The organism is Micromonospora reichwaldensis (assembly GCF_031845925.1).
Taxonomy (GTDB): Bacteria; Actinomycetota; Actinomycetes; order Mycobacteriales; family Micromonosporaceae; genus Micromonospora; species Micromonospora reichwaldensis.
In genome coordinates this window covers 221,696-243,434 of sequence record NZ_JAVRFL010000002.1, presented here as the reverse complement: position 1 = coordinate 243,434, position 21,739 = coordinate 221,696, and the positions used below count along the sequence as shown (strand labels likewise).

The 21,739-nt window shown below is 74.5% G+C and carries 23 protein-coding genes; 8 read left to right on the top strand and 15 right to left on the bottom strand.

Going from position 1 to position 21,739, the window contains the following annotated elements:
- The first annotated feature begins 58 nt into the window (after window positions 1-58).
- Together RM555_RS02360 and RM555_RS02355 are read left to right on the top strand one after the other, a co-directional pair.
- Window positions 59-1,039 carry a DUF2267 domain-containing protein gene (locus tag RM555_RS02360; protein WP_311410208.1) on the top strand — a complete coding sequence of 327 codons (981 nt, stop codon included), beginning with the start codon at window positions 59-61 and terminating at the stop codon, window positions 1,037-1,039.
- A gap of 62 nt (window positions 1,040-1,101) precedes the next feature.
- Entirely contained in the window at window positions 1,102-1,896 is a 795-nt protein-coding gene (locus RM555_RS02355) for a spermidine synthase (protein ID WP_311410207.1), read from the top strand.
- 269 nt (window positions 1,897-2,165) lie between these two features.
- Here the strand turns inward: RM555_RS02355 and RM555_RS02350 are convergent, their stop codons facing one another.
- Both RM555_RS02350 and RM555_RS02345 read right to left on the bottom strand, forming a co-directional pair.
- A complete protein-coding gene (locus tag RM555_RS02350; RefSeq protein WP_311410206.1) occupies window positions 2,166-3,467 on the bottom strand; it encodes an NAD(P)/FAD-dependent oxidoreductase in 1,302 nt (433 codons plus the stop codon).
- A gap of 51 nt (window positions 3,468-3,518) precedes the next feature.
- Window positions 3,519-5,672 carry an amylo-alpha-1,6-glucosidase gene (locus tag RM555_RS02345; RefSeq protein ID WP_311410205.1) on the bottom strand — a complete coding sequence of 718 codons (2,154 nt, stop codon included), beginning with the start codon at window positions 5,670-5,672 and terminating at the stop codon, window positions 3,519-3,521.
- 225 nt (window positions 5,673-5,897) lie between these two features.
- Between RM555_RS02345 and RM555_RS02340 the strand changes: the two genes are divergently transcribed.
- Window positions 5,898-6,983: a hypothetical protein gene (locus RM555_RS02340; RefSeq protein WP_311410204.1), complete on the top strand. Its 1,086-nt coding sequence runs from the start codon at window positions 5,898-5,900 to the stop codon at window positions 6,981-6,983.
- Window positions 6,984-7,085: 102 nt separating this feature from the next.
- Window positions 7,086-7,247 carry a hypothetical protein gene (locus RM555_RS02335; protein WP_165947859.1) on the top strand — a complete coding sequence of 54 codons (162 nt, stop codon included), beginning with the start codon at window positions 7,086-7,088 and terminating at the stop codon, window positions 7,245-7,247.
- 40 nt (window positions 7,248-7,287) lie between these two features.
- On the opposite strand, the gene RM555_RS02330 is transcribed toward RM555_RS02335, so the two are convergent.
- The 8 genes from RM555_RS02330 to RM555_RS02295 all read right to left on the bottom strand — a co-directional run bounded on the left by RM555_RS02330 (window position 7,288) and on the right by RM555_RS02295 (window position 13,448).
- Window positions 7,288-7,821 carry a GNAT family N-acetyltransferase gene (locus RM555_RS02330; protein WP_311410203.1) on the bottom strand — a complete coding sequence of 178 codons (534 nt, stop codon included), beginning with the start codon at window positions 7,819-7,821 and terminating at the stop codon, window positions 7,288-7,290.
- Between the two features lie 58 nt (window positions 7,822-7,879).
- Window positions 7,880-8,329, bottom strand: coding sequence for a hypothetical protein (locus RM555_RS02325; protein WP_311410202.1), 450 nt, complete (start codon window positions 8,327-8,329; stop codon window positions 7,880-7,882).
- Window positions 8,326-8,619 carry a DUF6510 family protein gene (locus RM555_RS02320; protein WP_311410201.1) on the bottom strand — a complete coding sequence of 98 codons (294 nt, stop codon included), beginning with the start codon at window positions 8,617-8,619 and terminating at the stop codon, window positions 8,326-8,328. The genes RM555_RS02325 and RM555_RS02320 overlap by 4 nt, the downstream gene beginning before the upstream one ends.
- Before the next feature lie 20 nt (window positions 8,620-8,639).
- On the bottom strand, window positions 8,640-9,374 hold the full coding sequence (locus RM555_RS02315) for a ferredoxin reductase (protein WP_311410200.1): 735 nt from the start codon (window positions 9,372-9,374) through the stop codon (window positions 8,640-8,642).
- Window positions 9,371-9,961: a sulfite oxidase-like oxidoreductase gene (locus RM555_RS02310; protein ID WP_311410274.1), complete on the bottom strand. Its 591-nt coding sequence runs from the start codon at window positions 9,959-9,961 to the stop codon at window positions 9,371-9,373. The genes RM555_RS02315 and RM555_RS02310 overlap by 4 nt, the downstream gene beginning before the upstream one ends.
- An 80-nt stretch (window positions 9,962-10,041) precedes the next feature.
- Window positions 10,042-11,061 (bottom strand): TerC/Alx family metal homeostasis membrane protein, encoded by a 1,020-nt coding sequence (locus RM555_RS02305; RefSeq protein ID WP_311410199.1) that lies wholly within the window; start codon window positions 11,059-11,061, stop codon window positions 10,042-10,044.
- Between the two features lie 226 nt (window positions 11,062-11,287).
- Entirely contained in the window at window positions 11,288-12,277 is a 990-nt protein-coding gene (locus tag RM555_RS02300) for a glycosyltransferase family 9 protein (protein ID WP_311410198.1), read from the bottom strand.
- Window positions 12,270-13,448 (bottom strand): glycosyltransferase, encoded by a 1,179-nt coding sequence (locus tag RM555_RS02295; protein ID WP_311410197.1) that lies wholly within the window; start codon window positions 13,446-13,448, stop codon window positions 12,270-12,272. The genes RM555_RS02300 and RM555_RS02295 overlap by 8 nt, the downstream gene beginning before the upstream one ends.
- Before the next feature lie 73 nt (window positions 13,449-13,521).
- Here RM555_RS02295 and RM555_RS02290 point away from each other — a divergent pair, with 73 nt between their 5' ends.
- On the top strand, window positions 13,522-14,688 hold the full coding sequence (locus tag RM555_RS02290) for a CaiB/BaiF CoA transferase family protein (protein WP_311410196.1): 1,167 nt from the start codon (window positions 13,522-13,524) through the stop codon (window positions 14,686-14,688).
- A 29-nt stretch (window positions 14,689-14,717) separates the two neighbouring features.
- Here RM555_RS02290 and RM555_RS02285 read toward each other — a convergent pair whose 3' ends face one another.
- Complete coding sequence (locus tag RM555_RS02285; RefSeq protein WP_311410195.1) at window positions 14,718-15,128, bottom strand: DUF2267 domain-containing protein; 411 nt, start codon at window positions 15,126-15,128, stop codon at window positions 14,718-14,720.
- Between the two features lie 154 nt (window positions 15,129-15,282).
- Between RM555_RS02285 and RM555_RS02280 the strand changes: the two genes are divergently transcribed.
- The gene (locus RM555_RS02280) at window positions 15,283-15,555 is read left to right on the top strand and encodes a DUF2795 domain-containing protein (RefSeq protein ID WP_132238082.1); all 273 of its coding nucleotides are present in this window, start codon (window positions 15,283-15,285) and stop codon (window positions 15,553-15,555) included.
- Between the two features lie 236 nt (window positions 15,556-15,791).
- On the top strand, window positions 15,792-16,442 hold the full coding sequence (locus RM555_RS02275; protein ID WP_311410194.1) for a DUF1345 domain-containing protein: 651 nt from the start codon (window positions 15,792-15,794) through the stop codon (window positions 16,440-16,442).
- 257 nt (window positions 16,443-16,699) lie between these two features.
- On the opposite strand, the gene RM555_RS02270 is transcribed toward RM555_RS02275, so the two are convergent.
- The 4 genes from RM555_RS02270 to RM555_RS02255 form a co-directional block, all read right to left on the bottom strand.
- On the bottom strand, window positions 16,700-17,365 hold the full coding sequence (locus tag RM555_RS02270) for a hypothetical protein (RefSeq protein ID WP_311410193.1): 666 nt from the start codon (window positions 17,363-17,365) through the stop codon (window positions 16,700-16,702).
- A 42-nt stretch (window positions 17,366-17,407) separates the two neighbouring features.
- A complete protein-coding gene (locus tag RM555_RS02265) occupies window positions 17,408-18,379 on the bottom strand; it encodes a pirin family protein (RefSeq protein ID WP_311410192.1) in 972 nt (323 codons plus the stop codon).
- Between the two features lie 272 nt (window positions 18,380-18,651).
- Window positions 18,652-19,245 (bottom strand): hypothetical protein, encoded by a 594-nt coding sequence (locus RM555_RS02260; protein ID WP_311410191.1) that lies wholly within the window; start codon window positions 19,243-19,245, stop codon window positions 18,652-18,654.
- Window positions 19,246-19,925: 680 nt separating this feature from the next.
- Window positions 19,926-20,732 carry a DedA family protein gene (locus RM555_RS02255; RefSeq protein ID WP_311410190.1) on the bottom strand — a complete coding sequence of 269 codons (807 nt, stop codon included), beginning with the start codon at window positions 20,730-20,732 and terminating at the stop codon, window positions 19,926-19,928.
- Window positions 20,733-20,908: 176 nt separating this feature from the next.
- On the opposite strand from RM555_RS02255, the gene RM555_RS02250 reads away from it, so the two are divergent.
- Window positions 20,909-21,736, top strand: a complete 828-nt coding sequence (locus RM555_RS02250) for an MOSC domain-containing protein (RefSeq protein ID WP_311410189.1) — start codon at window positions 20,909-20,911, stop codon at window positions 21,734-21,736.
- The last annotated feature ends 3 nt before the right edge of the window (window positions 21,737-21,739 follow it).

The window sequence follows — 21,739 nt, the reverse complement described above, 5'->3', positions numbered from 1 at the left end:
GCCGGCGGGAAGGCGACCGGCGGAAGCGAGGGAACACCAGCGGAAGCGAGGTGTCACCATGCGCAAGCAGATGGAGGGCGACAACCAACGTCGCCGCGCGCTGGCCCGCCAGGCCCGGGAGCGCGGCATGCAGGCCAGCGAGACGGGGGCCAGCCTGAGCGCCTCCAAGCAGCTCACCCACCTGGAGCAGGGCAAGCGCGCCGGTCCGCCGCCGGCCGGCAGCCGCCACAAGCCCGACAGCACGCGTGGTGGGCCGGCGCCACCACCGGCGGGCGTCCCGGAGTCCCCCCGCCCTTTGCCCGACCGGGGCTCAGGTGCGCCGGAGGGGACTCCGCTGAGCTACCACGCGCTGGTCGACGACGTCGTACGCCGTACCGGCGCCGACTTCCGGACCGCCAAGGTGGGCGTCGAGTCGACCGTGCTGGTCCTGGCCTTCGCCCTCGGCGAGGCGGAACGCCAGCGGCTGCTGGCGGCGGTGCCGACCAAGCTGCACGACGTCCTCCCGGTGGACGGCATCAGGCGACGCCCGGACCTGCCCGGCTTCCTGGCCGAGGTGGGCCGGATCAGCGGCCGTACCCCGGAACAGGCCCGCTACCAGGCGGAGGCGACCGTGGCGGCGCTGGCCGACCACGACGGCGACCTGATCGAGTCGCTGCACGTGCCGGACGGCCTGCGTGACCTGCTGGAGCCGCCGTCCGTCGGTGGCGGGGTGGTCGGCGCGGCCACCGCGACGCCCCCGCTGAGCGACACCGACCTGCGGGAGGCACTCGGCGCGCTGCCCTACTGGTCCGGCGACGGCGAGGCGCTGTCCCGCACGCTGGAGCTGCCGGCGGACAACCTGGACCGGGTGCTGGACCGGATCGACCGGCTGCGCCAGGAGACCGGTCGCGGCCCGCGCATCGGCCGTCCCGACCCGGGCACCGCCGTGCTGACCGTACGGTCCCGGCAGGCCGGCGCGGTGACCGCGATGGACGTGGACCTCGCCCACGCCGTCGACGACGCGATCGACGAGGCGGGCGCCGGGATGGCGACCGGCTGACCGGCGTACGGGCCGGCGGACGCCCACCCGCCGGCCCGCCCCGGCTCGGCTAGCCTGCCGGGGTGGACCCCTCCGACGCGCCCCGGCTGGAGCTGGTCGTCGACCCGGCCCGCCCCACCGGGCGTACGCTCCTCGCCGCCGGCGTGGAGCAGTCCTACGTGGACGTGGCCGATCCCCTGCACCTGCGCTTCGAGTACGTGCGGCGGATGGCCGCCGTGGCCGACCTGGCGGCGCCGCCCGGCCGGCCGCTGGCCGTGCTGCACCTGGGCGGCGGCGCGCTGACCCTGCCCCGCTACGTGGCCGCCACCCGGCCCGGGTCGCCGCAACTGGTCGTGGAACGCGATCGGGCCGTGGTCGACCTGGTGGCGCGGGAACTGCCCGCGCCGCCCGCCGGCGTCGACGTGCGGGTGGCCGACGCCCGGGACGCGGTGAGCCTTGCGCCTGCGGCCGGCTACGATCTGGTGCTCGCCGACATCTACCGGGCGGCGCGGATGCCCGCCCACGTGCGCAGCGTCGAGTTCGTCACCGAGGTGGCCCGGACGCTGCGCCCCGACGGCGTACTCCTGGTCAACGTGACCGACCTGCCGCCGCTGGTCTTCGCCCGCGTCCAGGCAGCCACCCTGCGGGCGGTCTTCGCCGACGTCTGCCTGGTCGCCGACCGCCGGATGCTGCGCGGGCGGCGGTACGGCAACGTGGTGTTCGCCGCCGCGCTGCGCTCCGGGCGGCTGCCGGTGGCCCGGTTGTCCGCCCGGGCCGCACGGGACCGGGTGCCCGGCGGGGTACTGCACGGGGCGGCCCTGGACGCGTTCGTCGCCGGCGCCCGTCCCGCCACGGACGCCGCCCTCGCCCCGCGCTGAGGTGACCCGCCCCTGCACCCCCGCGCCCGCCGCGCCTCCCACACCCTGCGCGCTGGTGCGCCCACCGCCTCGTGTCGCGCCGCACGGTGCGCCGCCCTCGTGTCGCGCCGCACGGTGCGCCGCCCTCGTGTCGCGCCGCACGGTGCGCCGCCCTCGTGTCGCGCCGCATGGTGCGCCGCCCTCGTGTCGCGCCGCACGGTGCGCGCTCTCGTGTTAGGAAGGGGCCCTTCCTCTACCGGAAACGTTAGGAAGGTGCCCTTCCTTTCACGTCAGCGGGCCCGGACGGCCACCTCCGGCGAGGAGCTCTCCAGCGGCACGGCGTTGGCCGGGACCAGGCCGAGTTGCACGGCCGGGCGCGGCAACGCGGCGTCGAGCATCCAGTCGGCGCCCACCCGGATCCGGTTGCCCGGCATCGCCAGCAGGTGGTAGCCGCGGGTGACCGCCTTGGCGGGCAGCCCGGACAGCGACACCTTCAACGGGTTCGCCGCCGCGTCCCTGCCGCCGAGGTCGACCACCCAGCCCAGGTCGTGGTGCTTGTACGGCCTGCGTCGCCCCTGCCCGTAGGAGGCGGCGATGTTGTGCGCGGCCAGCTTGCCCTGCCGCTGCGCGTGCTGCGCCGTCATGGTGCAGATCTGCCCCGGGCGGGCCAGGTCCGGCACGGCGGCCGCGTCGCCGCAGGCGTACACCTCGGGGAAGCCGGGGACGCTGAGGTACTCGTCGACGACCAGGCGGCCCCGCTCGGTGCGCAGTCCCAGCTCGGCGACGAACGGGTCGGGACGCACGCCGACGCACCAGACCAGGGTGCAGGTGGGCACGTAGTCGCCGTCGGTGAGCGTCACCCCGTCGGCGGTCGCCACGGCCACCGAGGTGCCCATCCGCACGTCCACGCCCCGGCGGCGCAGCACGCGGTCGGCGGTCTCCGACATCCGCTGGTCCAGCTCCGGCAGCACCCGGGGCGCGACGTCGAGCAGCATCCACTTCGGGCGGATCTTGAGTCGGGGGCGCTGGGAGACCAGCTCGTCGGTGAAGAGCTGGCCGTGCGCGGCCACCTCGGTCCCGGTGTAGCCGGCGCCGACGACCACGAAGGTGGCGCGCGCCTGCTGCTCGGCCGGGTCGTCGGTCTGCTCGGCCAGCTCGATCTGCCGGATCACGTGGTCGTGCAGGTAGAGGGCCTCGGGCAGGCCACGGAAGCCGTGGGCGTACTCGGTCACACCGGGGATCGGCAGCAGCTTGTTCACGCTGCCGACGGCCAGCACCAGCCGGTCGTACGCGATCCGGTTGCGGTCCCCCTCCGGCTGGGTGAAGCCGACCCAGCGGTTCTGCAGGTCCACGTGGTCGGCCTCGCCGATGAGCACCCGCACCCCGTCAAGCGTCCCGGTCAGCGGCACGGAGATCCGGCGGGGCTCGACCACGCCGGCGGCCACCTCGGGCAGCAGCGGCAGGTAGAGGAAGTAGTCGGTGGAGTTCAGCACCACGATCTCGGCCCGGCCCCGGGCCAGCCGGCTCAATGTCTTCGCCGCGTGGTAACCGGCGAACCCGGCCCCCACGATCACCACACGAGGTTTCGTCATTGCGGCCCCGTTCCCACCCCGAGGCGGGGCAAACGTGGCGGGTCGGACGATTCAGCACTCCGCCAGCCGGACGTGCCCGGTCTGCCCGACCGCCTCCACCTCCCAGCAGCGCCCGAACGCCCGTACCCGCTCGGCGGCGATCCGCCCGATCTCCTGCGGGATGTCGGGGTCGAGGACCAGCCGGCCGTCCACCGGGTTCAGGTTGAGCATCGCCCGGACCAGCGCCAGCGGTGTGCCGGCCGCCCACGCCTGCGGGCTGCACGCGGTCGGGTACGGGATCGCGAAGAGCAGCCGCTCCCGGGGGAACCCGCTCATCGCCTCCGGCAGCCGGTGACCGAACTGCTCTGCCGCCTCGAGCAGGGCCAGACTGACCCGGTTCGCCTCCGCCCGGTAGCCGTAACGGGCCATGCCGAGCGCCGCCAGCGAGTTGTCGTGCGGCCAGACGGTGCCCAGGTGGTAGCCGAGGGCGTTGTAGAGCCGGTCGTCCCAGGAGAGCGTGCGGATCCCCCAACCGGAGAACATGTCGCCGCCCATCAGCTGCCGCACCACCGTGCCGGCCCGCTCCGGCGGCACGATCCCGCTCCACAGCAGGTGCCCCATGTTGGAGGTCTTCGAGTCGATCGGATTCTTGTCGCCGTCCAGCCCGGCCGCGTAGAAGCCGCCCCGGGCGTCGATCCAGAAGTCGCGGTTGAAGCGCTCGTACAGCGCCTCGGCGTCGGCGCGCAGCCGGCGGGCCAGGTCGGGGTCGGCGAGCGGCCCGTCGGCCAGCTCGGCCAGGCGCAGCTTCGCGTCGTACGTGTAGCCCTGCAGGTCGCTGGTGGCGATCGGCAACACCGGGATGCGGCCGTCGGCGAAGCAGACGCCGTCCGGGGAGTCACGCCAGCACTGGTTGCCCAGCCCTTCCGGGGAGCGCGTCGCGTACTCGACGTAGCCGTCGCCGTCGCGGTCGCCGTACCGGTCGATCCAGTTCAGCGCGGCGAGCGCGTGGCCGCGCAGGAAGCGCACGGTCTCGTCGTCGCCGGTCCACCGCCAGTACTCCGACAGCAGGACCAGCCAGAGCTGGGTGGCGTCGGCAGAGCCGTAGTACGGCCCGTACGGCTTCATCCCCGTCCGGGTCAGCTCGCCGCTGCGCACCTCGTGCAGGATCTTGCCGGGCTCCTCGTCGGTGAAGTCGTCGCACGTGTCGCCCTGCAACCGGGCCAGCGCGAGCAGCGCGCCCTTGGCCAGGGCCGGGCCCGCGACCAGCGTCTGGTATGCGGTGATCAGGGTGTCGCGACCGAAGACGGAGAGGAACCAGGGCAGGCCGGCCCCGGGGAGCATGATCCGCTGCCCCTTGACCTCCAGGTCGAGGCGCAGCGCCGCCAGGTCGTCGCGGGACTTCCGGATCGTCCGTTCCAGGGCCTGGTTGTCGCTGCGCAGCACCGCGCGCCCGATGGCCCAGCGGCGCACCGGGTCGTCGGCGCGGCGGTGGAACACGTCGGCGATGTCGCCCCGGACCGGCTCCACCACCCCCATTCCCGGTGGCAGCGGCACGTGCAGGTCGACGTACCACTCCTCCCGCCTGTGCAGGGTGATGTCCCAGACGAGGTCGTCGCCCTCGACGCGGTCCGCCGGCCGGGAGCAGCAGACCCGGGTCTCGGCGGCGAAGTCTCCCCGGGCGTACGTGAAGCACAGTTCCGAGCCGTCCTGGGCGTGGTTGCGAGTGATCTCCGCGGAGCGGTCCCGAACCCCGGACTTGACCTCGAACAGGTCGGCGAAGTCGGCGCCCACGGCCAGCCGCAGCTCCAACCGGACCGGCTCCGGCCGGAAGGACACCATCTCCACCCGCTCGTGGAAGCCGTCGCCGACGTACCGCAGCCGCCGCATGCCCAGGCTGTCCGGCGGCAGGCCGGACTGGGCCGGGTTGGTCAGCACGTACTGGGCCGAGTAGTGGTCGATGGTCTCGGCGCGCAGCACCAGCAGCTGCTCGCCGTTGACGGTGAGCACCCAGCCGCTGAGCAGCCGGGTGTCCAGGTGCACCAGGCCGCCGATGCTGCCCGGCGGCACGTCCCCGCAGGGGTCGGAGTACATGAAGGTCGGGCCGCTGAGCACGGCGATGGAGTCCGGGCCCAGCTCGGGCGGCATGGCCCGCTGGTCGCCGCTCTCCCCGGCGGCGGCCCGCAGGCCGGGGGTGGGGTCGGCGGGGGTCGGACGGACGACGGCCATGCCTCCACCGTAGGAAGACCGTCGCTGTCCGTCATCACCCGCTCCGGGTGAAGCGGCGCGGACCGTTCGCGGGGGGCGCCGCGTGGAACCACGGCCGACGGGCCCGAGGCCGGGGTGCCGACAGCGGCGGACTTGCGACACGCGACTGTGCGGTTGCCGACAGTGACGGCCCCGGTGGCGGCGCACGCTGCTTGCCGACCCGACCGTCGTCCAACAGGAGGAAAGATGCGACTTCGTTCGCTCGCCGCCGCCGCGCTGACCGCCGTGCTGGCCGCCGGCGCGCTCGCGCCGGCCGGCCCGGCCGTGGCGGCCACCGCCGACCGATGGGGCTTCGCCTACGTCAAGGACCCGACCGTGCCGGCCTGGACGGTGCTCGACACCACCCGGCAGTGGGGCAGCTGGAAGACCGCCTTCCCCGCCGCCTGGGCGCAGGGCGCGAAGGTCGCGCCCGGCCGGTTCCTGGTGCGTTTCCCGCAGGTCGCCTCCGGCGCCCGGGGCGTGCCGCACGTGACCCCGGTCAACCGGACCGGCCACTACTGCGAGGTCGTCCGCTGGTACTCCTCCGGCGCGGACCAGATCGTCGACGTGCAGTGCCACAAGCCGGGCGGGGACCGCGACGACACCCCGTTCACCGTCCTGTGGACCACCAGCAGCGGCGTGCTGTCGGCGGGCACCGCCCACGCGTACGTCCAGCAGGCCGGCGGCGCACTGTTCCAGTCGTACAACTCGACGGGGGCGGCGAACGGCATCGGACCGCTGGGCGTCGGCCAGTGGGCGGTGAAGCTGCCGGGCGTCGGGCTCGCCGGCGCGCTGGCCGGCGACGTGCAGGTCACCGCGGTCCAGCCGAACGCGGCACCGCGCCGCTGCAAGATCGACAGCTGGTCCTTCTCAGGCGTCGACGTGGCCGCGAACGTGTCCTGCTTCGACCAGACGGGCGCGCCGGCGGCCACCGACTTCGCCCTGTCCTACCACCGTCGGCGGCCGGTGATCGGCTCGCTCGCCCCGCCGTCGCGCTTCGGCTACCTGGGCACCGCGGTGGGCGGGCCGACCAACGACAACTCGGTGCTCGGCGTCGGCGCCAACACCGTCGCGGCGATCGCCCCGGCCGGCCGCTACCTGGCGAAGTTCCCGCAGCTCGGAGTCGCGGAGACGCACGCCCAGGTGGTGGCGCAGGGGGTCGGTTCGAACTACTGCCACCTGACCCAGCCCTGGTCGACCGCGCTCGACGTCGAGGTGGACGTGATCTGCTTCGACAACGCCGGGGTGGTCACCCCGCACCGGTTCCTCTCCACCTTCACCTCACGCGCCTGACGCGACACGGCGCCGGATCACCCGGGGCGGGTGGGTTCACCTCACCCGCCCCGGCGGCACGGTGGTGCTCCACCGCCACCCGAGCGACGGGAGGACAGCGCCATGAGCACACCGATGTCGAACGACCGGCGGCAGCCGATCTACCTGCGGCAGAGCGGTCGCCCGCAGCTGACGGCCCGGCAGCGCCGGCGCGTCGAGCACAAGCAGGGGCGGTTCGTACGCCTCGACGGCCAGCGGCCCGAGGCACGCCGGCCCGGGCGCTGACCCGGGTGGCCGGTGGCGGTCGTGACGGGCCGCCACCGGCCTATTCGCCGGCGGGACACGGGGCGGTGATCGCCCACCGTTCGTGATCGCGCCACGCCCCGTCGATGAACAGGTAGTCCGGCGAGTAACCCTCCAGCCGGAACCCGAGCTTGCGGGCCACCCGGCGGGACGGCTCGTTGCCCGGCTGGATGTTCGCCTCCAGTCGGTGCAGGCCGAGCGTGTCGAAGGCGTGCCGGACCACCAGGCCGATGCCGGCGAAGGCGTGTCCGGTTCCGCTGTACGGCAGGAATGCGGCATAGCCGAGGTAGCCGCCGCGCAACGCGCCCATGAGGATCCCGCTGATGTTCACGTAGCCGGCGATCCCCCCGCTGTCCCGGTCGCAGATCAGGTACCCGGCGTGGTCCCGGCGGCGGATCTTGCGCAGGTACGCGGCGTACCGCGCCGGGTCGTCGGGGGCGGCGAGCCAGGGATGGTGCAGGTCACGGCTGCGCCGGGCCGCCGCGACGAACTCGGCCTCGTCGGCCGGCCGGGGCCGACGGATGGCGGCCGGACCCGATGTGCGCAGATACCTCACGGCAGACCACTGTCGCCGTGCGCGCCGCCCTTGTCCAGCGGGTCGCGGGCGCCCGGCCTCACGGACCGGCCGGCTGGTCCGCCCCGTCGTCGACCCGCTCCAGCGTGTAGTGGATGGTCTGGGCGACGATCCAGCCCTCTTCGATGAGGAACGAGTCCGCCCCGTCGCAGACCCGTACGCCCTCGATGCGCGCCGTCCACTCCAGGAACGCCACCCGGCCCTCGACCATCCGGTTCGTGTACACGTACCGGGCGCCGGGCAACTCCTCCTCCAGCAGGCGCGCCAGCTCCCCGACGCCCGCGTGCCCGCGGAACACGCCGCGCCGTTCCAGGACCACGCACGACGGCGACACGTTGCGCGCCAGGTCCTCGGCGAACCGGTGCTCGGCGGCCAGCCGCAGGTGGTCGTCGAACACCTCCGACGCCGACCGCGCCCGCAGGTCCTCGCGCACCGCCGGACCCCCGTCCCATCCGGCCGCCGCTGCCGCGTCGCCCTCCCCCGCCGTCACAGCGGACCCGGGTACGGCTGCTCCGGCGGCATCGGCACCCGCAGGAAGGTGGCCCCGCGCAGGTCCAGCCAGGCGTGCCCGGGCGAGCGGACCAGCCGCAGCATCACCTCGGCGCAGTTCGGGCAGCGGCCGACGAGGCCGGGGGCGTGCGGGTAGACCCGCAGGCCGGCCAGCGGGCCCAGCATGCGGCAGTGCTCGCACCGCCCGGCGGCGGTGCTCAGGTCGACGGCGAACAACTCCCGCAACGGGCCGTCGAGCATGTTGCCGTCCAGGTACGACGTGTCGGTCATCGGGCGCTCCTCCTCGACGCTCAGCCGGTGGGGCCGAACCGTTCGGTCTTCACCCGCCGGCTCTGGTGGCCGAGCCCGACGAGCAGGTCCGCCACCGTCTCCACGAAGCCGGTCGGCCCGCAGACGTAGCAGAGCGGCTCCAGCTCGGGCGGCCAGCCGTGGCTGTTCACGTCGGCCAGCCCGATCCGGTGCGGCTCGCCCCGCCAGTCCTGCGGCGCCTCGCGGGTGTACACGTGCGCGACGTCCAGGCCCAGGTCGTCGCGGACCCGGCGGCGCAGCTCGTCGGCGTAGAACACGTCGGCCGGGGTGCGCACCGAGTAGAGCAGCCGGAACGGCACCCGGCTGCCGGCGGCGCGGCGGGCGCGCACCATCGCCATCAGCGGCACGACGCCCGACCCGCCGGCCACCAGCAGCACCGGGGCGGTCTCCTCCGGCCGCCAGACGAACCAGCCGCCGACCGGGCCGCGTACCTCCACCGGGTCGCCCTCGGCGTAGACGTCGATCAGGTACGGCGACACCTCGCCGTCGGGCACCCGCTGCACGGTCAGCGTGATCCGGTCGCCCTCGGCCGGGCCGGCCAGCGAGTACGACCGCGCCGCCTGGTAGCCGTCGGGGGCGGTCAGCCGCACGTCGACGTGCTGCCCGGGCAGGTGCCCCGGCCAGCCGGGCGCCTCCAGCACCAGCGTGTGCGCGGTGGGCGTCTCCACACGGCGCTCGCGCAGCCGGGCCACCCGCCAGCGCAGCGGGGCGGTCAATCGCCCTGGTACCGCTGCTCACGCCACGGGTCCCCGTAGTCGTGGTAGCCGGCGGTCTCCCAGAATCCGGGCTGGTCCTCCGTGGTGAGCCGGATGCCGCGCACCCACTTGGCGGACTTCCAGAAGTAGAGGTGCGGCACGAGCAGCCGGGCCGGACCGCCGTGTTCGGCCGGCAGCGGGCCGCCGTCGTAGCGGTGCGCGATCCAGGCCCGCCCGCCGCGCAGGTCGGCCAGCGGCAGGTTCGTGGTGTAGCCGCCGTACGAGTGGGCCTGCGCGTAGCGGGCGTCGGTGTCGACGCCCTCCAGCAGGGTGTCCAGGGAGACCCCCTGCCAGTCGGTGTCCCGCTTCGACCAGCGGGTGACGCAGTGGATGTCGACCGCCGGGGTCTCCTGCGGCAGTGCCATCAGCTCGTCCCAGCTCCAGCGGAACTCGGCGCCGGACTCGGTGGAGACGACGAACTCCCAGGTCTCCAGCGGCACCCTCGGCGTCGGGCCGGCGGAGAGCACCGGGAAGTCCTGCGTCAGGTACTGCCCCGGCGGCAGGGCCGGCTCCGCGGAGCGGGGCCGGCCCTGGAAGCCCGGTGACACGATTCCCACCCGTCAGTCGTACCACCCGGGGTGGGTGGCGAGGCGCGGTCGGGCGGATCCGCACCGCGACGGGTGACGCCTCAGTTCCGCTCGACCACGACTTCCTTCTCGCCCCGGCCGGCCTTGCTGGTGGCCCGCAGGCTGGTGAGGGTGACGATCACCAGGACGCCGATGATGACGCCCAGGGAGGCGAGGGTCGGGATCTCCGGCACGCCCGGCCAGATGCCGTGCGCCCAGTGCAGGCCGAGCTTGACGCCGATGAACGCCAGGATGATCGCCAGGCCGTAGCTGAGGTGCACCAGCCGGCTGAGCGCGGCGTGCAGCACGAAGTAGAGCGCCCGCAGCCCCAGCAGGGCGAACGCGTTGGTGGCGAAGACCAGGTACGGGTCCTCGGTGATGCCGTAGACGGCGGGCACCGAGTCGACGGCGAAGACGATGTCCGTGGCGAGCAGCGCCGTCACCACGAGGGCGAACGGGGTGAGCGTACGCCGGCCGGAGAGGCGCACGACCATCTTCGGGCCGTGGTATTCCTCGGTGACCGGCATGAACTTGCGCAGCAGCCGTACCGAACGCATCTTGCTGATGTCGACTTCCTGCTCGTGCCCGGTGACGGCGTCGCGCAGCAGCTTCGCCGCCGTGAGCAGCAGGATGATCGCGAAGAGCAGGAAGGCGAAGTCCAGGGTCTGCAGGGCCGCCGCGCCGATGGCGATGAACACCGCGCGCAGCAGGAGCGCGCCGGTGATGCCGTAGAGCAGGGCCCGCTGGGCCAGCTCGGCCGGCACCGCGAACGCGGCCAGCAGCAGCATGAAGACGAACAGGTTGTCGACCGAGAGGGACTTCTCCACCAGGTAACCGGTGAGGTACTCCACGCCCTGGTTGGAGCCGAAGCGGGCCCAGATCCAGGCGCCGAAGGCCAGCGGCAGGGCGATGTAGAAGGCGGACCAGCCCAGCGCCTCCCGCATCGACACCTCGTGCGGCTTCCGGGTGACCAGGAAGTCCAGCACCAGCAGGGCGATCACGGCGGCGATGGTGACGCCCCACAGCGTGGGGGTGCCCACCGACTGGAGACCGGTGGCAGCAAGATATGGCAAATCGGACATGGAGCCTCCTCGAACACCCTGTCATGTTCGAGGTCTCCTTCACCCACTTTTCGTGGGCAGCCACCCGAGGCGTGCTCCGGGCACGCCGTACTGACCGGGATGGCTCGTGGGAAGTACTCCCCTCGTCGCGACAAGGTTAGGGCAGGCCCGTGGGCTCGGCAAACGGGGCACGCCAGATCACGCGCGCAAGGCGTGATCTGGGGCGTCGAGGGGCTTTCGTCCCCGCTCAGCGGGCGGTGACGGCGGCGAGCACGGCCGCCACGTCGAGGTCGGCCATGCACGCCGGGCCGGCCGCGTCGAGCGGGCAACGCGCCCCCCACCAGCAGGGCTGTTCGGTGATGGCGGTGGGCCGCCGGTACCCGCAGCCGGGCAGGCCCTGCAGGTCGGTGCCGCCCATCCCGTACCGCCGGGCGTCGGTGGGGCCGAACAGCGCCACCGTCGCGGCGCCGGTCGCGGCGGCGAGACGCACCGGCCCGGTGTCCGGCCCGACCACCACCCCGCCGCGCCGGCCCACGGCCGCGAGCTGCCCGGCGAGGGTGGGCAGGTCGGCTCGGGGCAGCGGCACCCCGACCGGCGCGGCGGGGTCGACCGGGCCGACGGTGAGCACCGGGTGTCCGCGGCGGGTCAGGGCGTGGGCCAGCCCCCGCCAGCGCCTCTCCGGCCAGCGCTTGACCGCCATCCCGGCGTCGGTGATGAGCACCACCGGCGGCGCGAGGGGCTCCCCCACCAGCCGGGCCACCGCCCGCTCGCCCGCGCGTCGGGTCTCGTCGCCCAGGTGGACCCGGGGCCGGGCGGCCCGGTCGGTCGCGCCGAGCAACCCTTCGGCGCAGAGGATCTCCAGGTAGCGGTCGCCGACCGGCTGCTCCGGCGGCGGGTCGCGCCACAGGTTCGTCACGGCCCGCCCGGCGCCGGCCTCGAGCAGGTCGGGGATGCCGTCGTAGCGGGTGGTGGCGACCGCCAGGTCCGGCCGGCAGGCCGCGAGCGCCTCGACGACCGCCTCCCGCTCGGCGCCCGGCCGCCCGTGCCGGGGGGTGCGCACCTCGGCGACCGCCGGGTCGGCGCGCACAAGGTCCGCCCCGGGCTCGTGGGTGAGCACCCGCAGCCGCACGCCGGGGTTGCGGCGGGCCAGGCCGTGCACCGCCGGCAGCAGCATCAGCAGGTCGCCGATCCCGCCGAGCAGGTCGACCACCAGGATGTCCGCGTACCGGTCAGGCATCCGCGCGCCCCAGGGTCCGGGCATAGAGGTCACGGTGCGCGGCGGCCACCCTCGGCCAGGAGTACGCGGCGGCGAAGGCCCGCCCGCGCTCGGCGAGCCGGCGGCGCAGCACCGGATCGGCGAGCAGCCTGCCGACGGTACGCGCGATCGCCGCGCTGTCCCGGCGGGCGCCGATCACCGCCACCGCGCCACTGCGGTGCGGCCCGTCGTCGCCGGCGTCTGGCTGCGTCACCGCGGTCGGCACGCCGTGCGCGAGCGCGGCGAGCAGGGCGCCGCTCTTCGTGCTCACCCCCGTGGTGAACGGCAGCACCGCCACGTCGGCGGCGTGCAGCGCGGCGGAGACCCGGTCGGCGGGCAGGTGCCCGGTGAACGTCACCGCGTCGGCCACCCCGCACCGGTGGGCCAGCCCGGTCAGCTCGGCGCGGAACGCCCGCGCCTCCCGCTCGGGCAGCGCCTGCGAGATGAACCCGCCGACCACCAGCAGCCGCAGGTCCGGATGGTCGCGACGCAGCTCCGGCAGCGCCTCGATCAGGTACCGCAGTCCCTTCACCGGGTGCACGAAACCGAAGAAGGCCAGCAGCGGCGCGCCCTCCGGCAGGCCCAGCTCCGCCCGCAGGCGCGCCCCCGCGGTGGACGCGCCGACGCGGTCGACGACGTTCGGCGCGATCGGGATGTGCGTGGCCCGCCGGCCGGTACGCGCGTGGACCACGTCGCCGTGGCCGGGATTGGTGACGATCACGGCCGCGCTGGCCGGCACCAGCCGACCGGACTCCCGGTCCCAGCAGCGGGCCCGCTCCAGCGCCGACCAGAGCCGGGTCGGCAGCCAGCCGGGGCAGGCCCACCAGCCGTACTCGTGCAGGGTGGTGACCAGCGGCACCCGCCGGGGCAGCCGCCACGGCAGCAGTCCGGGCTGGCCCGAGAACCGGTACGCCGACGGGGCGAACTGCACGTGCACCACGTCGGGGGCCAGCTCGCGGACCCGGCGGGCGGCCCGGGCGGTGGCGGCCCGCCAGCGTCCCCGGTCGGCGTCGGGGCGCACCGGCACCGGGATCACCTCGACACCGACGCCGTCGAGCGCCTCGACCAGGTGCGTCACGTAGTCGCTGACGCCGTCGGCGTCGGGCCGGCCCGGACCGTGCAGCATGGCCACCCTGATCCGGTCGTCGACCACGCCACCTCCCGTTTCTCGGCGGGCGGGTTCCCGGCCCCTTACGACGCAAACGCACCTCGCCTATGGTGTGCCGATGACCGAGGACGTCCCGGCCGGCCCACTGGCCGGCGTACAGGTGATCGAGCTGGCCGGCATCGGTCCCGGCCCGTTCGCCGCGATGATGCTGGCCGACCTGGGCGCGGACGTGGTCCGGGTGGACCGGGCCACGGACGTCGACCCGGACGCCTTCGGCACCCCGCACCCGGACCTGCTCAACCGGGGACGCCGCTCGATCGGGGTCGACCTGAAGTCCCCCGGCGGGCGGGAGGTGGTGCTGGCCCTGGTCGCCGACGCCGACGCGCTCATCGAGGGGTTCCGCCCGGGGGTGACCGAGCGCCTCGGCGTCGGCCCGGCGGACTGCCTCGCGGCGAACCCCCGCCTGGTCTACGGCCGGATGACCGGCTGGGGCCAGGACGGCCCGGCGGCGCCGTACGCGGGGCACGACATCGACTACCTGGCGTTGACGGGCGCGCTGCACGGGATCGGTCGGGCCGGCGAGCGCCCGGTGCCGCCGATGAACCTGCTCGGCGACTTCGGCGGCGGCGGGATGATGCTCGCCCTCGGACTGGTCTCCGCCCTGTACGCGGTGCGCGGCGGCGCACGTGGCCAGGTGGTCGACGCGGCCATCGTCGACGGCGTGGCGGTGCTCAGCACCCAGATCCACGCGCTGCGTCGGCTCGGCATGTGGCAGGACGCGCGCGGGGTGAACCTGCTCGACGGTGGCGCTCCCTTCTACGACACGTACGAGTGCGCCGACGGCCGGTATCTGGCGGTCGGTGCGCTGGAGCCGCGGTTCTACGACGAGCTCGTCCGGCGCTCCGGCTTCCCGCTGGCCCCGGACGAGGCGCTGGACCGCACCGACCCGGCGAACTGGCCGGCGCTGCGCCAATCGTGGGCGCGGCTGTTCCGCACCCGGACCAGGGACGAGTGGACGGCGCTGCTGGGCTCCTCGGACGCCTGCGTGGCGCCGGTGCTGGACTGGCGGGAGGCGCCGGAGCACCCGCACCTGGCCGCGCGGGGCACCTTCGTGGAGCGGGACGGGGTCACCCAGCCGGCCCCGGCGCCCCGCTTCTCGGGCACTCCCACCGCGCTGCGCCGCCCCCCGCCCCAGCCGGGCGAGCACACCGACGAGCTGCTGGCCGGGGCGGGCTTCGCCCCGGAGCGGGTCGCCGCCCTGCGTGCCGCCGGCGCCGTCGCCTGAGGCGGCGCACCACGCCGGCCGGCGGCAGCTCAGGAGCGGCGCAGGGTGGCGCCCGGTGCCATCGCGGGCTCGACCATGTCCCGGAAGTCGCGCGGGAGCTGCACCACCACGTCGTCGAACTCGCCGCCGCTGATCGCCTCGCGCAGGGTGACGAAGACCGCCCGGGCGGCGTCGCGCGCCGCCGGCTCGGTCACGCCGGCCCGCACGGCGACGCGGGCGACGAACTCCGCCGCGCCGAACCGCTCCGCCGACTCGGTACCCGGGCTCGGCTTCAGCACGAGCTGCAACGGCTTGGGCAGCTGGGCCGCCAGGTCCAGCACCTCCCCGCCGGTCAACCGCTCGGCGAGGGTCTCCAGCGTCGCCCGGGTCAACGTCACCGCCTGCTCCGAGGAGGTACGGGTGCGCTGGGCGACCTGGTCGACGAAGGTGTCGTAGTTCATCCGGGCTCCTTCAGGCTGCGTCGGGGCCTGCGCGTACCCGCCGGCACGGCCGGGAAACGACGGGGATTTCCGCGCGGGACGGCGCGTGACGGCCCGCCGGGCGGGTAACCGCCGCCGGTCGTGACCGGATCGATGCCCCGGAGGAGCCGACACCATGGCGAGTTACGCCGACGTGCTGCAGTACCTGTCGAGCCTGGACTACCCGGCCGAGAAGGACGACGTGGTACGCCAGGCCGAACGGGAGGGCGCCCCGCCGGACGTGCTGCGCGCGTTGCGGGCCCTGCCGCCGGTCGACTACGCCAACGGCAACGAGGTGGCCCGTTCCGCGGGCATCGAGGCGGCCCCGGAGGTCGGCTCCGCCCAGCGGGCGGAGCAGGCCCGGGACAAGCGGCACCAGCGCGTGTCGCAGCACCTGCGCGGCATCTGACCCTTGCTGTCGCGGGCCGCCGAAGCGCCCGGACCGGGCACGCCGGGCACGTCCAGGCCGAGCACGTTCGGGCCGAGCACGCCGGGCGCGCCGGGCACGTCCAGGCCGAGCACGTTCGGGCCGAGCACGCCGGGCGCGCCGGGCACGTTCGGGCCGGGCACGCAGGGCGCGTCCACGCCGGGCACGTTCGGGCCGGAGCGTGGCGCCCGCGCCGGGCGGGCCCGCGCCGGTGACGGATGACGCGCGGGCCGGTCGGGCACACCCCGGCCGCGGTCCAGCTCACCGTGATGGGCACGATCGGCCTGGTGGTCGGCGGGCTCACCGCGCTGGCCGGCACGCCGGCGCTGGCGCCGCTGGCCGGCTGGGACGCCGCGGCACTGAGCTGGCTGGTGCTGGTCTGGCGCAAGCTGTGGCCGATGGACGCGCCGGGGACGGCCCGACTGGCCGTGTACGAGGACCCGAACCGGGCGGTGCGCGACGTGCTGCTACTCGCCGCCTGCCTGGCCAGCCTGCTGGCCGTCGGCGTCGTGGTGACCAGCGCGCACGGGACGCCCGCCACGCCCGCCCGCAACGCCTACGGCGGGCTGGGCGTGCTGAGCGTGCTGCTGTCCTGGCTGGTGGTGCACACCGTGTTCGCCGCCCGGTACGCGCGGATCTACTACACGGGGCCCGACGGTGGGATCGACTTCAACCAGTCGGAGCCGCCCCGCTACTCGGACTTCGCCTACCTGGCGTTCACCGTCGGAACGACCTTCCAGGTCTCGGACACCTCGCTGACCAGCAACGAGATGCGCCGCACGGTCCTGCGACACTCGATGGTGTCGTACCTGTTCGGGGCGTTCATCATCGCGGTCACGGTGAACCTGCTGGCCGGCCTGGCGAGATGAGCCGGCATCCCCGTGGAGTCGGCAGCGGCCCGGCGGAGTGCGGGAGTTGCCGGACAGGCGGGCGCCCCCGTCGCGAACCGCGACCGGGGCGCCACACAGAACCTGTCCGGTGGCCGGTCGGGCCCGAACCGGGCCGCAACCACCAGGCGGTCGATGCACGCCCGAACCGGGCGGGTATCAGTGCCGCGACCATCATACGATGGAACATCACCCGTTCGGACGATTACGAAGGAAGTGTGGGCCAGCCCACCACGACGTCAGGCGGCCAGCTCCGCGTACCGCTTCTCCAGGTCGACCCGGGCCAACGCCCCGACCAGCCAGGCCAGCCGCTCGGACTCCCCGCTGCCGGCCAGGCCCGCCAGGTCGTCGGCGGAGCGGCCCAGTCCCAGCCGGCGGGCCGCGACGAGCGCCCTCCGGTCGGCCACCGGCGCCACCTCGCGCCACAGCGCCTGGGCCTCGCGCAGGAACAGATCGACCACCGTGGCGTCCACCCCGGGCAGCTCGGTGAGCAGCTCCCGCTCCCGGGCCGGGTCGTGGTGGGCCACCGCGCGCAGGCGGCGCAGGTCGCCCCGGTAGCGCTCCACCACGGCGCGCGCCAGGTCGCCGAGCGTGTCGGCGAGGGCGTCGACGTCGCCGCGCTGGCCGCTGTCGCGAAGCACGCGTACCCGGTCACCGTGCAGGGACCGGGCCAGCCGGGCGGCGCTGTCCCAGCCCGCGGCGGGCAGGGCGTGCGCGCTGTCCACGGCCCGCCGGAAGTCACCCCGGCGGGCCAGCAGCACGGCGAGGCAGAGCACCTGGAACAGGCTCGACGGGTTGTTGACGACCCGGAAGCCGTACTGCTCGGCGAAGCCGCGCCCGCTGCCGGCGAGCCGGCGTACCAGGCGTTTCCTGTCCTCGACACGGGAAGTGGCTGTGGTCGGCATGCCGGCGACTACCCGCGCCGCGCCCGACCACGCCTGCCTGCCTCAGCCGTGCAGCCCGCCGCTGCGGTCGCGTGCCTTGAGGCGGGTGGTCGGCAGCGCCGGGGCGGGCAACGGCGGGGCGGGATCGTCGGCGACGACGCCGAAACGCCGCCCGGCCATCCAGTCCTCCCGGGCGGCGGCCACCTCCTCGTGCGAGCGGCCGACGAAGTTCCACCACATCACCAGCGGCTCCTCGAACGGGGCCCCGCCGAGCAGCAGCAGCCGGCTCCCCGGCGCGCCCGTCAGGGTGAGCCGCTCCCGACCGGCGCCCAGGTAGAGCAGCGCCCCCGGGGTGAACGGCACCCCGTCTACCTCGGCGGTGCCGGACATGGCCAGCAGCCCGTACTCGAAGTCGGGCCGCAGCGGCAGCGTGGCCGGCGCGGGTCCGTGCAGCTCAAGCTGCGCGCCGAGCAGCGGGGTGTACGTCAGGGCCGGGGACCGCTCACCCGCGAGCTCGCCGACCAACAGGGTGATGTCCAGTTCACCGTCGCGCCAGCGCGGCAGGTCGGCGTGGTGGGCGAAGTCGGCGGCCCCGGCGCGAGCCCGGTCCGGCAGCGCCACCCAGAGCTGCACGCCGTGCATCAGCGGCGGATGCCGCTCGGGCGACCGCTCCGAATGCGCGATGCCGTGCCCCGAGGTCATCACGTTGAGCTGGCCGGGGCGGATCGGTTGGACGTTGCCCAGGCTGTCGCGGTGCAGGATCTCCCCGTCGAGCAGCCAGGTCACGGTCTGCAGGCCGGTGTGCGGATGCGGCGGCACCTCCATGCCGGGCCGCTCGGCCACGTCGTCCGGGCCGAAGTGGTCCACGAAGCACCAGGCCCCGACCATCCGCCGCTGCCGCTGCGGCAGCAGCCGACGAACGGTCGTGTAGCGCCCCAGCGGCACGTCGTGGCCCGGCAGCAGGACGCTGCCGGGATCGACGGTCGCCACGCCGGGTGGTCGGGTCTCCGCGGGCATCTTCTCGGTACGCTCCACCGCCCGACTGTACGCCCGGGCAGGCCACGAACCCGTCGGTCGCCCCACCGCTCGAGCCGGCTCCGACGTCCGGCTCGGTCGGGGCGCCTCCGATGCACGACGCCCGAAACTCCGTGGGGCGTCGCCCGGGCGAACTCCGGTGGGTGGGGCCCGAGGGCTCCGATCGGCGCCGCCCCGGCGAGCTCCGGCGGGTGAGGGCCCGGGAAGCTCCGGACATGCGGCTGGCCGGCACCCCGGGTGGGGTGCCGGCCAGCGGCGATCGGCTACTGCTGTCAGCTGTTCCAGTGCTCGGCGACCAGGTCGGCGGCCATCTGCTCCCACTGCGCGTAGTGGTCCGGGTACGCCGACACCTGCACCGTCTGCGCCGCCTTCGTCAGCGGCATGTCCTGCCACCCGTCGACCTGCTTCAGACCCTTCAGGAACGCCATCGTCGAGTACTCCGGATCGGTGATCTGCTCCACCGTGCCCCAACCCGAGGACGGACGCTGCTGGAACAGGCCCTGCGAATCGTGGTCGTTGCGATCACCCAGATGACCCAGGTTCTCCAACTTCGACTCCTGCAACGCGGTCGCGATCGACACCACCGCCGCACGCTCGTCCATGCCGGCCTTCTTCGTCGCCGCGATGATCGCCTTCACGTTCGCCACCTGCTCATCCGACAGGTCGACACGCGACTGCGCACCCTGCACACCATGCGGCACCAGCTTGCCCATGTCCGGCTTGTCCGCCGCCACCGCAACGGCGGTGACCGGGGCCGCCGACTGCACCGACGGAGCCGCGTGGGCGGTCGCGGGACCGGCGAACACGCCACCGGCAAACGCCAGACCAGCAACACCAAGAACGCTCTTACGCAGAATCGTGTTCATCAGAAATGCTCCATTCGGGGGTTGGCACCCACACCGAGGGGGATCGGCTCACGCAGGTGCAAGCACCGTCCGGCGCCCAGGAAACTCGAAGGGGAAACTCCAGCAGAACTGGAGGGGATCTCCGGCGTCACACCGGAGGAAAGATCAGATCGGCCGTGTTGGCCTGATGTCCGAGCCGTAGAGGCCGGCACCGGGGCCGTCTCGCGGGGCGGGGGATGCCCTCACGTCGGCCGGACCATGTGTAACGACCACCCGGCCCGCCATCATTCCGGGGCCCTGGCACACCATCCTGTCGGGCGGCACGCCTTGCCTTGCTCGGTCGTACGCAGGGTGTAACGACCCCACCCCCGCCACGATTCCGCCCCCACGATGCCCCCGACCACACCCCCGAACCGGGCATCTCGGCTCATTGGGCCGTCCGGGCGGTCGGCCACCGGCACCCCACCGACCGACAACCCCGGAACCGGACAACCGGCGCACCGGGACCCGCCCGCACCTCCGAGATTGTGGTAGGCAAACGCCCCTCAGAGGGCCCATACCTACCAAGATCTCCCAAGCACCCGAGCACCCGGGCAGGCGGGCGCCGATCATGCAGTTGTGGCGCCCCGCATGAGGCGCAATTCGGGGCACGACGGCCACCACAACTGCATGATCGACCCGACGAACCGCGCGCCACCGGCTCAGCGGGACAGGTCGCGGTCGGGCGCCTGCCCGTCCGAGTACGCGCTGCGGTAGATCGTGCCCCGCCCCGTCGGGTCCGGCGCGTGGGGCAGCGGGGCGGGGTCGACGGGCGGGACGGGGTCGACGGCCGCCGCCTCACCGCGCCGCGCCCGGATGATCCGGGAGACCACGAACCAGCCGGCGGCCGCCACGCTGGCGACGATGACCACCTTCTGCAGCACGCCGGCGTACCCCTCGACGAGGTGCCAGTTGTCGCCGAGCAGGTAGCCGGCCATTACGAAGGTGGTGTTCCAGATCAGGCTGCCGAGCGTCGTGTAGACCGCGAAGGTCAGCACCGGCATCCGCTCCACGCCGGCCGGGATGGAGATCAGGCTCCGGAAGATCGGGATCATCCGGCCTAAGAAGACGGCCTTCACCCCGTGCCGCAGGAACCACTCCTCGGTGCGGTCCACGTCGCTGAGCTTGATCAGCGGCAGCCGCTGCGCGATCGCCCGGATCCGTTCCCGGCCCAGCGCGGCGCCGATCCAGTACAGGGCGAGGGCGCCGAGCAGCGAGCCGAGGGTGGTCCAGAAGATCGCGCTGACCACGCTCATCCGGCCCTGGCCGGCGACGAAGCCGGCCAGCGGCAGGATCACCTCGCTGGGGATCGGCGGGAAGAGGTTCTCCAGGGCGACGGCCAGACCCGCGCCGGGGCCGCCGAGCCGCTCGACCAGGCCGATGACGAAGCCGACCAGCCCGTCCTCGGGCGGCGCGGCCTTTTCGGGGGCAGTGCCGGAGGCGAGCAGGGCGTGCGCGGTACGAATCATGGCCCACACGCTACGAACCGATCCTGGGAGTCCGCCAACGGGCCGGCCCTTGCGTCCCACGGACGGTCCACAGCGGCGGGGGTTCGCACTAGGGTGGCCCCCGTGACGACGCGCACCACGACCGCCGGCGCAACCCCGGTCCGGGTCGCGGCGCCCCGCGCCGGGGCGGCGGCAGGATGACCGGGCGGCTGGCGCAGCTGTGGCGTTACCCGGTGAAGTCGATGCTGGGTGAGCGGCTGCCCGCCGCCGACGTCGGCCCGGCGGGTGTGGCGGGCGACCGGCGGCTGGCCCTGCGGCACCGGGACACCGGGCGGGTGGCCAGCGCGAAGCACCCCCGGCTCTGGCGCGACCTGCTCACGCTCCGCGCGTCCGGCGCCGCACCCGATGAGGTACGGATCACGCTGCCCGACGGGCGGGCATTGTCCAGCGTGGACCCCGGCGTCGACGACGTGCTGTCCCGGGTGCTGGGCATCCCGGTGACGCTGATCGACCGGCCGCCCGCCGGGGCGCTCCTGGACCGGGCCGACCCGGACGCGGTGCTGGCGGCCGGTCCGGCCGCCGAGGTGCCGGTCGACGCCAACCCGCTCGGGGCGGCGGCGCCGGGCACCTTCTTCGACTTCGCCCCGGTGCACCTGGTCACGACGGCCACCCTGGCCCGGGTGGCCGTCGAGCTTCCGGGCGGCACCGTCGAGGCGGTCCGCTACCGACCCAACCTCGTGCTCGACGTCGGCGTGGACGGCTTCGCCGAGAACGACTGGGCCGGTCGCGAGCTGCGGGTCGGCCCCGAGCTGGTGCTGCGGGTACTCGCCCCGACCCCGCGGTGCGCGGTGCCGACCCTGGCGCACGGGTCGCTCCCCCGGCAGGCCGGGGCGTTGCGCGTCCCGGCCCGCCTCAACCGGGTCGCGCCGCTGCCGCAGCTCGACGCGCAGCCGTGCGTGGGCGCGTACGCGCAGGTGGTGCGGGGCGGCCGGGTGGAACAGGGGTCCGCGGTCGAGGTCGGCTGAGCC

What these genes read in the sequence shown, in the direction of transcription:
- RM555_RS02360 (WP_311410208.1), top strand. Translation starts at nt 59, where the DNA reads ATGCGCAAGCAGATGGAGGGCGACAACCAACGTCGCCGCGCGCTGGCC.
- RM555_RS02350 (WP_311410206.1), bottom strand. Translation starts at nt 3,467, where the DNA reads ATGACGAAACCTCGTGTGGTGATCGTGGGGGCCGGGTTCGCCGGTTAC.
- RM555_RS02345 (WP_311410205.1), bottom strand. Translation starts at nt 5,672, where the DNA reads ATGGCCGTCGTCCGTCCGACCCCCGCCGACCCCACCCCCGGCCTGCGG.
- RM555_RS02340 (WP_311410204.1), top strand. Translation starts at nt 5,898, where the DNA reads ATGCGACTTCGTTCGCTCGCCGCCGCCGCGCTGACCGCCGTGCTGGCC.
- RM555_RS02335 (WP_165947859.1), top strand. Translation starts at nt 7,086, where the DNA reads ATGAGCACACCGATGTCGAACGACCGGCGGCAGCCGATCTACCTGCGG.
- RM555_RS02320 (WP_311410201.1), bottom strand. Translation starts at nt 8,619, where the DNA reads ATGACCGACACGTCGTACCTGGACGGCAACATGCTCGACGGCCCGTTG.
- RM555_RS02305 (WP_311410199.1), bottom strand. Translation starts at nt 11,061, where the DNA reads ATGTCCGATTTGCCATATCTTGCTGCCACCGGTCTCCAGTCGGTGGGC.
- RM555_RS02300 (WP_311410198.1), bottom strand. Translation starts at nt 12,277, where the DNA reads ATGCCTGACCGGTACGCGGACATCCTGGTGGTCGACCTGCTCGGCGGG.
- RM555_RS02290 (WP_311410196.1), top strand. Translation starts at nt 13,522, where the DNA reads ATGACCGAGGACGTCCCGGCCGGCCCACTGGCCGGCGTACAGGTGATC.
- RM555_RS02285 (WP_311410195.1), bottom strand. Translation starts at nt 15,128, where the DNA reads ATGAACTACGACACCTTCGTCGACCAGGTCGCCCAGCGCACCCGTACC.
- RM555_RS02280 (WP_132238082.1), top strand. Translation starts at nt 15,283, where the DNA reads ATGGCGAGTTACGCCGACGTGCTGCAGTACCTGTCGAGCCTGGACTAC.
- RM555_RS02275 (WP_311410194.1), top strand. Translation starts at nt 15,792, where the DNA reads ATGACGCGCGGGCCGGTCGGGCACACCCCGGCCGCGGTCCAGCTCACC.
- RM555_RS02270 (WP_311410193.1), bottom strand. Translation starts at nt 17,365, where the DNA reads ATGCCGACCACAGCCACTTCCCGTGTCGAGGACAGGAAACGCCTGGTA.
- RM555_RS02260 (WP_311410191.1), bottom strand. Translation starts at nt 19,245, where the DNA reads ATGAACACGATTCTGCGTAAGAGCGTTCTTGGTGTTGCTGGTCTGGCG.
- RM555_RS02255 (WP_311410190.1), bottom strand. Translation starts at nt 20,732, where the DNA reads ATGATTCGTACCGCGCACGCCCTGCTCGCCTCCGGCACTGCCCCCGAA.
- RM555_RS02250 (WP_311410189.1), top strand. Translation starts at nt 20,909, where the DNA reads ATGACCGGGCGGCTGGCGCAGCTGTGGCGTTACCCGGTGAAGTCGATG.